10 protein-coding genes are annotated in these 14,254 nt (G+C 67.2%); 5 read left to right on the plus strand and 5 right to left on the minus strand.

Annotated features, from left to right (window positions below):
- Positions 1 to 5: 5 nt before the first annotated feature.
- Together DDE75_RS12495 and DDE75_RS12500 are read right to left on the minus strand one after the other, a co-directional pair.
- The gene (locus DDE75_RS12495) at positions 6 to 1,145 is read right to left on the minus strand and encodes a glycosyltransferase (protein WP_108502735.1); all 1,140 of its coding nucleotides are present in this window, start codon (positions 1,143 to 1,145) and stop codon (positions 6 to 8) included.
- The gene (locus DDE75_RS12500; protein WP_108502736.1) at positions 1,138 to 3,180 is read right to left on the minus strand and encodes an HAD family hydrolase; all 2,043 of its coding nucleotides are present in this window, start codon (positions 3,178 to 3,180) and stop codon (positions 1,138 to 1,140) included. Before DDE75_RS12500 ends, DDE75_RS12495 begins: the two co-directional genes overlap by 8 nt.
- A gap of 196 nt (positions 3,181 to 3,376) precedes the next feature.
- Between DDE75_RS12500 and DDE75_RS12505 the strand changes: the two genes are divergently transcribed.
- On the plus strand, positions 3,377 to 4,168 hold the full coding sequence (locus DDE75_RS12505) for a sulfotransferase family protein (protein ID WP_245894736.1): 792 nt from the start codon (positions 3,377 to 3,379) through the stop codon (positions 4,166 to 4,168).
- A gap of 196 nt (positions 4,169 to 4,364) precedes the next feature.
- On the plus strand, positions 4,365 to 5,756 hold the full coding sequence (locus tag DDE75_RS12510; RefSeq protein ID WP_108502737.1) for a M20 family metallopeptidase: 1,392 nt from the start codon (positions 4,365 to 4,367) through the stop codon (positions 5,754 to 5,756).
- Positions 5,757 to 5,765: 9 nt separating this feature from the next.
- Here DDE75_RS12510 and DDE75_RS12515 read toward each other — a convergent pair whose 3' ends face one another.
- The 3 genes from DDE75_RS12515 to hemN form a co-directional block, all read right to left on the minus strand.
- Positions 5,766 to 8,393 (minus strand): AAA family ATPase, encoded by a 2,628-nt coding sequence (locus tag DDE75_RS12515; protein ID WP_108502738.1) that lies wholly within the window; start codon positions 8,391 to 8,393, stop codon positions 5,766 to 5,768.
- A complete protein-coding gene (locus DDE75_RS12520; protein ID WP_108502901.1) occupies positions 8,390 to 9,502 on the minus strand; it encodes a metallophosphoesterase family protein in 1,113 nt (370 codons plus the stop codon). The genes DDE75_RS12515 and DDE75_RS12520 overlap by 4 nt, the downstream gene beginning before the upstream one ends.
- Before the next feature lie 103 nt (positions 9,503 to 9,605).
- Entirely contained in the window at positions 9,606 to 10,961 is a 1,356-nt protein-coding gene (gene hemN, locus DDE75_RS12525) for an oxygen-independent coproporphyrinogen III oxidase (RefSeq protein WP_108502739.1), read from the minus strand.
- Between the two features lie 70 nt (positions 10,962 to 11,031).
- On the opposite strand from hemN, the gene fnrL reads away from it, so the two are divergent.
- The 3 genes from fnrL to ccoO all read left to right on the plus strand — a co-directional run bounded on the left by fnrL (position 11,032) and on the right by ccoO (position 14,248).
- A complete protein-coding gene (gene fnrL / locus DDE75_RS12530; protein ID WP_108502740.1) occupies positions 11,032 to 11,772 on the plus strand; it encodes a transcriptional regulator FnrL in 741 nt (246 codons plus the stop codon).
- A gap of 111 nt (positions 11,773 to 11,883) precedes the next feature.
- Entirely contained in the window at positions 11,884 to 13,479 is a 1,596-nt protein-coding gene (gene ccoN / locus DDE75_RS12535; protein ID WP_108502902.1) for a cytochrome-c oxidase, cbb3-type subunit I, read from the plus strand.
- Between the two features lie 4 nt (positions 13,480 to 13,483).
- Entirely contained in the window at positions 13,484 to 14,248 is a 765-nt protein-coding gene (gene ccoO, locus DDE75_RS12540; protein WP_108502741.1) for a cytochrome-c oxidase, cbb3-type subunit II, read from the plus strand.
- The last annotated feature ends 6 nt before the right edge of the window (positions 14,249 to 14,254 follow it).

The following is a 14,254-nucleotide window of genomic DNA, read 5'->3' on the forward strand; positions in this document are numbered from 1 at the left end:
GGGGTTCATCCTGTCGTTTCAAGTGTCAGGGCCGTGCCCCACAGTTCTGTTGCCAGCCGTTCCAGCCAATCGACTGTTCCCTGCGCGGGGTCCGGTTCCAGCAGTGCCGCTTGGGCTGCGCGGTCATGCCCTTGAAGCGCGTCGGCGATGGCGGCCTTCCACGCATGCGCGCTAGAGGGCAGATGCGGCAGATGCAGCGCCGCCCCCGCCCTCGCCAAGGCCTGCGCCTTGCACAGCTGTTCATCGAAATACCGCCATTCCGGTACCACGATCCACGGCAGCCCCGCCCCAAGCACCTGCGCGCAGGTCGTGTTTCCGGTCGACGATACGACCAGATCAGCAGCTGCGACATGGGTGGCGACATCATCGACCCAGCCCTTGTGGCGTAGGTTGGCGCCTTGGGTGGCATGCCAGTCGCCCTGCAGCTTGCCGATGGTGATCCACTGCCAATCGGGGAAGGCGCGGGCCGCCACGCCAAGCGGGGCCGCGCCGAAGCCGGTGCCTCCGCCGCCCGACAGGACCAGCGCCATCTTCTGATCGGGTCGCAATCCCAATGCCGCCCGTGCCGTCTGCCGATCCGGCAGGTCGCCCGAGACGCCCAATCCCGCAGCAAAATGCATCTTGTACCGGAAGGGCGCCCAATCATCCTGCGCCAGACCTTCCGAGAACGGCGCCAGGATCCCCGCAGCGCCGTCATAGGCCGCACGGTGACCCGGATCGCTGCGGTCGCCATGCTGAAGCACCGCCACATGCGGGACCGAGCAGATGCGCGACAGCTGCGCGATCTCGGCGCTGACATCGCAGATCATCAGGGCGGGGTCGTGGCTGGCGAACCAACCGGCGATCTGCCCCATCGCCTGACGGATGCCCGGCCAGCCGGTCGGCGCGCAATGCAACGTGTCCGGCGTCTGCAGATGATCCATGTCGGTTTCATCGCCGCACCGTTCGAACAGGGACGGGATCTGACGGATCGAGACGTTGGCGGGCATCGGCCCAAGAACCGAGGGCTTGGCGCAGAAGATCGTCACGGGCCTGCTGGCGGGCAGCGCGTTCACGATGGCCGCGCAGCGTTCGGCATGGCCGCGCCCCTGGTGGTGGACGAAATAGCCGAAGGGGCGGTCGGGGGCGGCGGCGATGTCACGCATGATGCACCCCCGGTTTCGGTGTCGCAGTCAGGCCCAGCCTTGTCAGCCCGTCCAGCACGCCTGCTGCATGTCGATCGCTGCTGCGGAAGATGTCCAACCCGGTGATGCCCGACAGCTCGGAATAGGCGTTCGCAGGCAGGATCGATGCGCCGCTGGCGATCAGCATGTCGCGGTCGTTGCCGCTGTCGCCCGCCGTCACGCAATCGGCCAGGGTCAGGCCAAAGCGTTCGGCCTCGAACCGCAGGGCCGCGGCCTTTCCCGCCCGCACCGGCAGTATGTCGATAAACCGCCCGTGCGAGGCGATGACATGAGCGGTCAATCCGGCATCGGACAAGGCGTCTTCGACCGATCTTGCGGCATCCGCGTTTCCGAACAGGCTCAGCTTCCAGCGGCGTTGTTCATAATGGGGCTGCAGGGGGATGCCCGTGGCGAGCAGGACGGACATCACGGCATCACGGTCCCAATCCTGCGACAGGTGATCGGCATAGGCCTGACACAGCCTCATGCCGCCCTGTCCGTCGGGGCGCCAGATCTCGCTGCCGACCGAGGTGATGAACAGGTCGGGTTGCGGCAGATGCCATTCGCGCAGAACGCGACGCGCCTCGGGGGCGGATCGACCGGTGGCGACGGCGAACATCAAGCCCTCGGGGCGGGCGTCGTGCCACGTACCGAACTGGCGGGCCGCCGTCGCACATCCGGTCAGCGTGCCGTCGATGTCGCTGGCCAAGATCCGTCGCACCGGTGCCGCCTTCTGCAAGGCGGCGGGACGCAGGCCGTCGTAGACCTGCACGGCGGCCGCCGCCCAACGGTCCCAGTTGAAGGCCGCACGGGCCTTGTGACGGGCTTTTTGCGCCAGCCAGTCGCGGCGCGGGTGGCGCAGCATCTGCAGACAGGCGTCGGCGATGTCGGCAGGGTCGGTGGGATCGACCAGCTTGCCGGCATCCAGTTGCTGCAGGATGTCCACCGGCCCACCGTCACGCGTGGCCACCACCGGAACGCCCGCCTGCGCGGCCTCGATCAGGGTCAGGCCGAAGGGCTCGTGCAGCGCCGGGTTCACGAAGACGCCACCGCGTTCGGCCAGCGCATAGAGCGATCGGATCTGCGCCCCGTCATGGCGCGCGGGCAGGGCAACCTTGCCCCACAACCCGTGTCGGTCGACCCGGTCGAACAGATCGCGGATGACGCTCATCTGTTCTTCGGGTCCGGCGTTGATGCCGTTGCGCAGCCCCGCGACGATCACAAGATTGGCCCGTTCCTGCAGGGCGGGGCTGGCGGCATAGGCCTCGATCAGCGCGCCCAGGTTCTTCTTGCGGACAGGGCGCGCGATGGCCAACAGGATCGGCTTGTCGGCATCGCGCAGGAAGGGGGCGATCAGCGCCCGTGCCGCCGCCGTCCCAAGGTCACGGTCAAGGGACACGCCGGGGTTGATGCGATGGGTGCGCCCTTCGCTGTCGGCACCATAGGGCAGCAGCTGACGCTCTGCCTCGTCGCGCGACGACACGATGATCGCCCCTGCCCCGGCCACCGCCGCGCGTTCCGCCACGATACGATCGCGCAGTTCGGGGCAATCGGCCGCACCGCTTTTCTGCAGCGCCAGCGAATGGGGGGTATAGGTCCAGGGAATGGCGAATTCATCATGCGCGGCACGGGCCAGGACGGCAGCATCGGCGAAATGGGCGTGGATGACATCCGGCTTCTCGGTCGTCTCGCGCAGCATGTCGCAGAAGGCGCGCGACAATTCAGGCAGATGCGCCTGCAGGGCCTCCTTGCTGAGGTATCGCATGTCACCCGTGACCAGACGACGGATGGTGCATCGCGGGGCGACGTTCTGGACCGGTTCGGCATGGACCGGGTCCAGGCCCGGGTCAAGGAATGCGCGGGTGACGATCTGCACGTCACGGACGGCAGGATTGCGCGCCTGCGCCATGGCGGCACCCAGGACATAGGCGATATGGCCTCCGGTATCCTCGGTGATGCCATATTTGACGGGCGGAGCCTTCAGGCATCCACCCAAGGCGACATGAAGAATCCGCATGCGAGCCCCCCCCTTTGGCAGAACAACTGATGATTGAAAACGGGTCGGTCTCGACCCTCTGCACCCTGAACCCCCCCGGGGGGGACATGGTTCACCGCGATCTCGATGATAAAAGTTAATTGCTGTCCGAAGGCTTCGGTCTTGCACGTTTCAAGGGCATGGCTATCCATGAGGCACGGATCGCACAGGAGCGGCAGTGGCGCTGGATCATCGATATGTCTTCGTGGGCGGTTTGCATCGTTCCGGCACCTCGCTGGTGGCGCGGATGATCGCGGCGCATCCGCAGGTCGCCGCCATCCGCAATGCGCCCGTTCCCGAAAACGAGGGCTGCTATCTGCAGGGCGCCATCCCCCATACCGCCCGCCACGGCGCACCGATGCATTTCGCAACCGACCCCGCCCAGCACCTGATCGAAGGCGACCCGCTGGACCGGCTGGAGACCCGCGTCAGGCTGCAGGCCGATTGGGACCCCTGGTTCGACAACGGACGGCCATGGCGGGTCGAGAAATCGCCCGTTAACCTGACGCGGATGCGGCTTTACCAGCAGCTGTTCCCGCTGTCGCAATTCGTGGTCGTCATCCGACACCCGCAGGCCGTCGCGGCCGCGGTCGCCAAATGGCTGCCCGATCCGCCTTCCAGCCTGATCGATCACTGGCTGGCCGCACATGACCAGCTGCGCCGGGATCTGGCCTACCTCCATGCCGCGACTGTCATCCGCTACGAGGATCTGGTCGCCCGCCCCGCGCAGATGACAGAAGGCGTCTTCCGCTTTCTGGACCTGCCGCCCGTAAAACCCGATGGCATGCTGCGCAATGGCAACGACGACTATCCCGATGCCCCACCCATGAGCGGTGATCAGGCCTCCCGGGCGGCGGAATGGGGCTATGGCCCGAACCTTCAGGTGATGGCCGCAACGCCCCATCTGACCCACCCCCTGCGCGCCGTGGCCGAGGCCGCCCGTCAGGCCTTCGACGGGCCGCGCTGCTGAACCGGGATGGTCCGCCAGGTTCAAGGTGAACGGATCGGCAATCCCGCGATGATCTCGGCGTTTTTCGCGCCGCACAGTCTTCGGTCGGGAAACTGATCAGCCCGGATGAAGCGCATGGTTTGCCGATCGCCTACGGGCGCATTAGACCATCCCGATGCACCGACACCCGCGTGACCTTGAACGACAGGACCCCGACATGACCCGTGATGCCGCCATCGCCCAGGCCACCGACTATTTCCAGACTGGACGGCTGCAATCCGATCTGGCCGATCTGGTCGGCTATCGCAGCGAAAGCCAGAACCCCGGCGCGCAGGCGGTCCTGCATGATTATCTGACGCGGGCGATCCTGCCGCGCATGACCGCCCTCGGCTTCGATTGCGCCATTCACGACAATCCCGACACCACGGTCCAGGGTGGCCCCATCCTGCTGGGCACCCGGATCGAGGATCCCGCCCTGCCGACCGTCCTGACCTATGGCCATGGCGACGTGATCTGGGGCCAAGAGGGACAGTGGCACGAAGGGCTGGACCCCTTCCGCCTGACCGAACGGGGCGACAGGCTCTATGGTCGCGGGGCCGCCGACAACAAGGTGCAGCATCTGGTCAATATCGCCGCGCTGGAAGCCGTGCTGGCCGTGCGCGGCAAGCTGGGCTTCAACATCAAGATCGTCATGGAGATGAGCGAGGAGATCGGCTCGCCCGGCTTGGCGCGGATGATGCAGTTGCACCGCGATGCGCTGCAGGCGGACGTCTTGATCGCCTCGGACGGGCCGCGGCTGAGTGCGCAACGCCCGACGATGTTCATGGGGTCGCGGGGCGGCTTGTCCTTCGATCTGATCGTCGATCTGCGCAAGGGGGCGCAGCATTCGGGCAATTGGGGCGGTCTGCTGGCCGATCCCGCGATCATCCTGGCGCATGCGCTGGCCACGATCACCGATGCGCGCGGGCAGCTGCAGATCCCCGAATGGCGGCCCGACAGCCTGACGCCCGACATCCGCGAGGCCCTGCGCGATCTGCCCATCGGCAGCGACGAGGAAACCCCCATCGACCTCGATTGGGGTGAGGAAGGCCTGACCCCCGCCGAACGGGCCTATGGCTGGAACAGCTTTGCGGTTCTTGCCATGAAGGCGGGCATCCCCGAGGCACCGGTCAACGCCATCTCGCCCTCGGCGAGCGCGCGCTGCCAATTGCGCTATGTCGTGGGCACCGACCCCGAGCGTATCCTGCCCGCGCTGCGTCGGCACTTGGATGACCGCGGGTTCGGCGTTGTCCAGATCCGGCCTACCGACAAAGTCGCCTTCGGCGCCACCCGGCTGAACCCGGACCACCCTTGGGTCGCCTATGTCCGCGCCTCGTTGAAGCAGACGACCGGCAAGGATCCGCACGTGCTGCCCAACCTTGCGGGATCGCTGCCGAACGACTGCTTTGCCGACATCCTGGGCCTGCCGACGATCTGGATTCCCCACAGCTATCTTGGCTGCAACCAGCATGCGCCGGATGAACACGTGCTGAAGCCCGTCTGCCGCGAGGCGATGCAGGTCATGGCGGGGCTGTTCTGGGACATCGGCACCGCCACCCCGCCGTCCTGACGCAGGCAATCAGGTCGCGGTGATCACCGCCCTTGCCCTGTCGCCCCCCAAGGCCGCGAAGGCCCGCTGTCGGCAGGTCAGCACGATGATCTGCTGATCGCGGGCGACGTGATGCAGGGCGTTGAACATCGCCTCGATCCGGTCGTCGTCGCTGTGGACCAGCGCGTCGTCCAGGATGACCGGCACCGCCGTGCCTGCCCGGGCGAACAGTCGCGCGAAGGCCAACCGCGTCAGGATGGCGATCTGTTCGCGGGTGCCGCCCGACAGGATGTCCAAGGGCTCGGCCTGGCCGTCGCGCGTCAGGGCCACGGGCAGCAGCGTCTGGTCGTCGATCTGGACCGAGGCCCCCGCATGCAGCACCGCCAGCAGCGGCTCCAGTTCCTTCATCACGGGGCCGAAATAGGTTTCGCGGGCGCTGCGACGCGCGTCCTCGAGGGCGCTGCGCAGGCGGAACAGGGCCTTGACCTCGGTGTCATAGCGGGCGGCGCGGGACTGGGCGGCGGTCAGCCTGCCGCGCACCTCGTCCAGCTGTTCCTCGATGCCCTGTTCGGCCATCGTCCCGATCGAGCCGTTCAACGTGGCCAGTTCCTCGCGAAGGGCGGCGCGGCGGTCCTGCGCCTGCGTGACGACGGATTGCATGCGCTTGAATTGCGCATCCGCCATCCCCTGATCGGGTGCGGCTTCCGCCAGCGTTCGGCAATGCGCCTGCGCTTCAGCCTGACGCGCCTGATGGGTTGCCAGATCGTCGCGCAACCGCTGTAGGCTGGCAGCAAGCGTGGCCAGATCGCCGGCCTCGGCCAAGGCGGCCTCGGCTGTTCGATTGGCCGAGCGCAGGGTCGAACGAGCCGCGGCCCGCGCCTCGGATGCGGCAAGAAAGGCGGCATGAGCCTGGGTCGCGGCATCGCAGGCGGCGGTTTCAGCCCGGGTCGCGGCGGCCATCTCGGCCTCCAGCGTGGCGTGATCTTCCGGGGGCGCGGCATCCGCGCCCGCATCGGCCTGCGCCTTGGCATGCGCCTGTCGCAGCGCATCCAGCCCGTCCGGCGCCAGTTCCGCCAGCATCCGTTCGGCACCTTGGACGGCTTGGTCCAACCGCTGCGCCTCGGTCAGCTTGCGTCGTGCCTCGGACAGGGTCTCGGCACCGCAGGCAGCCAGGCGATCGGCCAGATCACGGGCCGCGGCATCGACGGCCTGCAGATCGCCCCCGGCACCGGTGCCCGGCTGGATGCGCATCCGACCAATGCCGGGCAGGTCGAAATCCCGCGCCTCGGTCACGACATGCGCGCCTTCGGGCAGATCCGTCGCACCGTCGCGCACCCGCAGCGTCCCGTCATAGCGCAGGGACAGGGTGACATTCGCCGCGGCCATCTGCGCGGTCAGCTGTTCATGCCGGTCCCGCGCCTGTTCGGCGCCCGCCAGCAGCCTGGGCGTCACCACCAGCAGCCCCCGCGCGGCACGATCGGCTTCCAGCGTCCGGCGCAGTTCCTCGGCCCGATCAAGGCTGCGCCCCAGGTGTTCGGCCTGCCTGCGGGCGGCCTGCGCCAGTTGCGCGCGCTGCGACCGTGCCATGCGTTCCGCCACCGCGCGGCTTTCGGCCTGCGCCCCCGCCAGGATCGCCGCGGCGGCGGTATCGGCCTGCGACAACTCCTCGGCCCGTGTTTCATGGCGGGCGGCGTCATCGCCGGCCCGTGCCAGGTCGGCCTGTGCACGCGCGACCCGTTCCGACAGGTCCTGCAGGCGCAGGATCTGGGCGGCGGTGTTGTCGGTCGTCATAGCGGCCAACTTCAGCGCGCGCTGCGCCTCGGCCAGTTTTTCGGCATGGGCGGCAGCCTGCGCCTGTGCCTGCCGCGCCTGTTCCAAGGCCTGCCTGCGCTGATCCTCGGCCTGCGGGTCATCCAGTTCGCGCAGGTCGCGCTGAACCTCGGCGCGGCGGGCCAGATCGGCCGACAGGCGGGCGGCCTTGGTGGCCAGATCGCCCTCCTGCTGGCGCAGGGCCTCGGCATCGGCCTCGGCGCGGTGCCATTCGCCGCCCGTGCGCGGCTTGCCCGTGGTGGTGGCCAGCCGTGACAGCGCATCGTTTACCCGGGCCACGACCGCATCCAGCCGTCGCCCGCCCGTCATCATGTCGATCTCGCCCGCGACCGAGGACAGCAGATCGCGCCGCGCCCCCAGGCCGCGTTCACGTTCGTTCTTGTCGCTGGCCGAGTTCCCCTCGGGCTCCAGCCCCAAGAGCCCCTGCCGCACCCACAAAAGCCCCGAGGGACCGGCAAGCCCGCCCCCCAGCATCGCCCCGATCCAGGCCTCGGCCTCATCGTCCTGCGCGATCAGGCGCCCGTCGCGCAGGACGCGGGCGGTGGCGCGGGAAAGCCAGCGTTTCTCGATGCGGAAGCGGCCATCGGGCAGGTCGATCTCGACCGCGACCTCGGGGGCGCCGCCCGAATGCGGCTGCAGCGCCTTGACCGCGGCCTTGGCCCCGCGATGGCGTTCGAAGAACAGCGCGTGCATGGCGTCGAAGAAGGTCGATTTGCCGAATTCATTGGGCTCGGACAGGACGGTGACACCATCGCCGATGTCGTCGATCCGGGCGGTCTGTCCGGCAAAACGGCGGACGTTGGTCAGTTCGATTGCGCGGATCTTCATGCCTGCACCTGCAACGCCAAGGTATAGAGGCGCGACAGCGCATTGCCGGAAACCTCGCGCTCGGACAGGGACAGCGCGGTGTCGTGGGCCTCGGCCAGCAGGGTTTCGGCGGCCTGCCGCAGCGCGCCCGCATGGTCGATCTGGTCCAGATCGTCGGGGCGGGTGTCGGTCGCCAGCTGGCCGAAGTCGTGATCGAACCAGCCGAAATCGGGGCCGATCGCCTCGGCCTTGGCCTCGAGCCTGCTGCGATCGGCCAGGGGCAGCCGACCCGTCGCCTGCAGGCGCAGCAGCAGATCGCGCCGCAGATGCGCGGCGGGCAGTTCGGCGTCCAGACGTGCCACGGGATCGTCGCCGGGCAGCAGGTCCAGCAGCAACCTGCGCCATTGCAGCGTGCCGGTTTCCACGACATCGACCTGCGCGCCGCCGTCCAGCGTCACCAGCAGCGCACCGGCGGCCATGTCGTGCTTGAAACCGTCGGCCTCGGGCGATCCGCAATACCAGGTTTCCGCGCCCACCTGCATCCGCCCGTGCCAGTCGCCAAGCGCCAGATAATCCAGCCCCGAGAGGCGCGCGCGGTCGGGCGGGATGATGCCGGGCACCCCTTCCTCGGCCGAGAAATCGGTGATGGCACCATGGCCCAGCCCGATCCGCAGACAGCCTTCGGGCGTCGGGGCGGACATGGCGGCGGTCAGATCGCGTCCGGGGCGGCGCTGCGTGCATGGCGCCGGCAGCAGCATCGCGTGATCGTTCAGGGCAAATGCCGTGTCATCAGTCACGATCCGCAGGTTCGGCAGATCCTCGGACAGGATGCGCCGCCACAGTTCGGTCGCGGCAAGGCTGTCGTGGTTACCGGGCAGCATGATCCAGCGAATGTCGGTCTGGGCGGCCATGGCCCGCAGCGCGTGACGCAGGGTGTCGGGCGCAGGGGTTTCGGCGTCGAAGGTATCGCCCGCCAGCAGCACCGTATCGGCACCGCCGTCGCGGGCGGCCTGCGCTAGCCGGGCGATGGCACCGTGGCGCGCCTCGCGCAGGCGGTTGCGGATCGCCTCGGGGTAGCCGCCGAAGGCCTTGCCCAGATGCAGGTCCGACGAGTGTAGAAAACGAAGCATCGCGACCCCCCTGTGCGCCTGCGCCATGGATCGCGTGGCAAGGCGGGCTTGGCAAGGGCCAGGCCGCTAAAATTGTTGGGGGCCGATCAGGCAGGCACGGCTGTCAGCTGGCTTGGCTGTAGCGTCGCTGATCGGCGTCGTGGCGTGGGCCAACCCCCGTGTCGAAGACCTGCGCCACCAGACGGGCGAACCGCAGGTCGGCCAAGCTCAGTACCCCGTTCTGCAACCGGCCCGCGCCGGGATATCGTCGCAACGCGGCCCCTGCCCGTTCAAGGCAAAGTTCGGCCAGCGACGCATCACTCGCGAGGGCAGGCAGATCGGCGCGGCCATAGCACATCAAGGCCTCGATCACGGCGGCGATGACGTGATCCTGCAACGTCATCCGAACCCCGCGCGCAGTCGGCAGGCGGCCTTGGGCCACGGCACGCTGCCAATCGGCGGTCGCGGTGATATTCTGCACATAACCCTGCGGCAGCCGCGATATGGCCGAGGGACCGATGCCCAGCAGGATCGGGCTTTGATCGGTGGTATAGCCCTGGAAGTTGCGCCTCAGCCGACCCTCGCGGCTGGCTTGCGCAAGACTGTCGTCGGGCAAGGCGAAATGATCGATGCCCACGGGTTCGTAATCATGGGCCAGAAGGATGTCGCGGGCCAGATCGGACAGATCCAACCGTTCCTGCGCGGTCGGCAGCGCATCTTCGGGGATCAGCGCCTGCCTGCGCGCCATCCATGGCACATGGGCATAGCCGTAAAGCGCGATCCGGTCGGGCTGCATCCGCAAGACGGTCTGCAAGGTGCGCGCCAGACGTCGCCCGTTCTGATGCGGCAGGCCGTAAAGCAGGTCCATGTTGACACTGTTCACGCCACGTGCGCGCAGGCCCTGCACCATCCGCGCCGTGCCTTCCGCCGATTGCTTGCGCCCGATGGCCGCCTGCACCGATGGATCGAAATCCTGCACCCCGATCGAGGCGCGGTTCATCCCCATTCCCATCAGCGCATCCAGCCGCGCGTCGTCGCAATCGCAGGGGTCGATCTCGACCGAGACGCGGGTCGCCGCGTCGATCGGAAAGGCCGCGTGCAGCATCGCCCCAAGCCGGTTCAGCCGGTCGGGCGACAGGATCGTCGGCGTCCCGCCCCCCAGATGCAGCGCGCCGATGGTGATATCGTCAGGCAGCACGGCGCGGATCATCGCGATCTCATGGTCCAGGTGGTCCAGATAGTGATCCAGCGGCGCATCGCCGCGCGCGCCCTGGGTGCGGCAGGCGCAGAACCAGCACAGCCGCCGACAATAGGGCACATGCACGTAAAGCGACAGCGTGCTGCCGGGTGGAATGGCGCGCAGCCACCCCTGATGCGTGTCGGACCCAACCAGATCGGTGAACCGGTCGGCGGGGGGATAGCTGGTATAGCGCGGCGCACGCGCATTCAGCAGGGCGTGATGCAGGGGATCATGTGTCATGGGCCCGAATTAGGGGCAGCGCGGGCGGTCATACATTGATCGAAATCAAAGGTGGATGTAAAACTCGGGCATGACACGACTGACCCCCATCATTGCCTGCAACGACTGCCCCATCCGTTTCCGCGCCGTCTGTGCGGATTGCGACGCCGAGGAACTGGCCATGCTGGAGCGGGTGAAGACCTATCGGACCTATGCCGCAGGGGCGCATCTGGCCTTGGCGGGCGAAGGGCTGGACCATTTCTCGTCCATCGTCTCGGGCTGCGCGACCATGTCCCGCACGCTGGAGGACGGGCGCCGCCAGACGGTCGGTCTTTTGATGCCGCCCGACTTCATCGGGCGTCCGGGGCGCGCGCAATCGGCGTTCGACGTGCAGGCCCTGGGCGAGGTGACGGTCTGCCGTTTCGAACGCCGGGCCTTCGAGCAGATGGTCCGCGACACCCCCCATATCGCCACGCGCCTGCTGACCATGTCGCTGGACGAACTGGATGCGGCGCGGGACTGGGCGGTCGTCCTGGGTCGCATGACGGCACGCGAAAAGCTGGCGGCCTTCCTGGTCAGCCTTGCGCGGCGCCAGGCCCAGGGCAGCACCGCCCGCCTGCCCGGTGGCGGCGTGTCCCTGACCCTGCCCCTGACGCGTGAGGAACTGGCCGATCACCTGGGCCTGACCATCGAGACCACCAGCCGCCAGATGACCGCCCTGCGCAAGGACGGCCTGATCGACCTGCGCCAATCGCGCGAGGTCTTGATCCCCGATTTCGAGGCCCTCTCGGCCGAGGCGGGCGAGGACGGCGACGGCGGTCCCATCGTCTGACCCCATGCCGGTTTCGTGATCCGGCTTGATCCATGTCAATGAAGCGACCCTGACGCCCGTGCGACTGCCGGGGCGCGTCCCGCGATGGGCGCGCTTCGACATGAGGACGACATGCAGTTTACAAGGATCGCCATTCTGGCGCTGATCACCCTGCTGGCGGCGATGGCAGCGGACCTTGGGCGCGATCTGGCCTATTCGGTGCATGCGACCATCGTCATGCTGATCGCGGGCGGGCTGTGCCTGTGGGAATTGCGCCGGGTAGATGAACCCCGCACCCTGCCCCAGCCCGGAACCTATATGGACGGCCCCATCCGCGCGGGCGTCATCGCCACCGCCTTCTGGGGCATCGCGGGCTTTCTGGTCGGCACCTTCATCGCCTTCCAGCTGGCCTTTCCGGCCCTGAACTTCGACTGGTCGGAAGGATACGCCAATTTCGGCCGCCTGCGCCCGCTGCACACCAGCGCGGTGATCTTCGCCTTCGGGGGCAATGCCCTGATCGCGACATCCTTCTATGTCGTGCAGCGTACCAGTGCCGCGCGGCTGTGGGGCGGCAACGCGGCATGGTTCGTCTTCTGGGGATACCAGCTGTTCATCGTGCTGGCCGCCACCGGATACCTGCTGGGCGCCACGCAATCCAAGGAATACGCCGAGCCTGAATGGTACGTCGACATCTGGCTGACCGTCGTCTGGCTGACCTATCTGGCCGTCTTCATGGGCACGATCCTGAAGCGGCGCGAGCGTCACATCTATGTCGCCAACTGGTTCTTCCTGGCCTTCATCGTGACCGTGGCCATGCTGCATGTGGTCAACAACCTGTCGATCCCCGTGTCGATCCTGGGGTCTAAATCCGTGCAGGTCTTCGCGGGCGTCCAGGATGCCATGACGCAATGGTGGTATGGCCACAACGCGGTCGGCTTCTTCCTGACGGCGGGTTTCCTGGGGATGATGTATTACTTCGTTCCGAAACAGGCGGGCCGCCCCGTCTACAGCTACAAGCTGTCGATCATCCACTTCTGGGCGCTGATCTTTCTTTATATCTGGGCGGGTCCCCACCACCTGCATTACACCGCCCTGCCCGATTGGGCGGCGACCTTGGGCATGGTGTTTTCTATCGTGCTATGGATGCCCAGCTGGGGCGGCATGATCAACGGGCTGATGACGCTGGAGGGTGCCTGGGACAAGATCCGTACCGATCCCATCATCCGCATGTTCGTGGCCAGCCTTGCCTTTTACGGCATGTCCACCTTCGAAGGCCCGATGATGTCGATCCGCGCGGTCAACAGCCTCAGCCATTATACCGACTGGACCATCGGCCACGTCCATTCCGGCGCGCTTGGCTGGAACGGGATGATCACCTTCGGTTGCCTCTATTTCCTGACGCCGCGGCTCTGGGGTCGTCCGCAGATGCATTCCATGGCGGCCATCAACCTGCACTTCTGGTTGGCGACGTTGGGCATCGTCCTCTACGCCGCCTCGATGTGGGTGACCGGCATCATGGAGGGCCTGATGTGGCGCGAGGTCGATGCCAACGGCTTCCTGGTCAATTCCTTCGCCGACACGGTGGCCGCCAAGTTCCCGATGTACGTCGTGCGCGGCACGGGCGGGCTGCTGTACCTGGCCGGTGGCCTGGTGATGGTCTGGAACATGTGGATGACCATCCGCGCCCCCGAAGCCCGTCCCGTCGCCGCAACCGTCCCTGCGAGGTGATCCCATGACCCAAGACAGCAAGACACCCGAAAAGCCCAAGCGGCGGACGCTTCTGGACCGCCACGCCACGCTGGAACGCAACGCCACGCTGCTGCTGGTGGGGTCCTTCCTTGTCGTCACCATCGGCGGCATCGTCGAGATCGCGCCCCTCTTCTGGCTGGAAAACACCATCGAGGAGGTCGAGGGAATGCGCCCCTACACCCCCCTGGAACTGGCCGGCCGCGACATCTATGTCCGCGAAGGCTGCTATGTCTGCCACAGCCAGATGATCCGCCCCATGCGGGACGAGGTCGAACGCTATGGCCATTACTCGCTGGCGGCGGAATCCATGTATGACCACCCCTTCCAATGGGGGTCGAAACGCACGGGGCCTGATGTGGCCCGCGTCGGTGGCCGCTATTCCGACGAATGGCATTACGACCATCTGTCGGACCCGCAATCGGTCGTCCCCGAAAGCGTCATGCCCAAATACGACTACCTGGCGCGCACCAAGCTGGAGGTCACCCATATCGGCGACCTGCTGGAAACCCATGCGATGGTCGGGGTGCCCTATACCGACGACATGATCGCCAATGCCCGCGCCGACATGCGAGTGCAGGTCGATCCCTGGGGCGACACGGACGGCCTGCTGGAACGCTATCCCGGTGCGCAGGTCCGCGACTTCGACCGCAACCCCGAACTGACCGAGATGGACGCCCTGATCGCCTATCTTCAGATGCTGGGCACGCTGGTCGATTTCTCGACCTTTATCGCCGACGACAGCCGCTAGGGGGAC

This window comes from Paracoccus indicus (assembly GCF_003056335.1).
GTDB lineage: Bacteria > Pseudomonadota > Alphaproteobacteria > Rhodobacterales > Rhodobacteraceae > Paracoccus > Paracoccus indicus.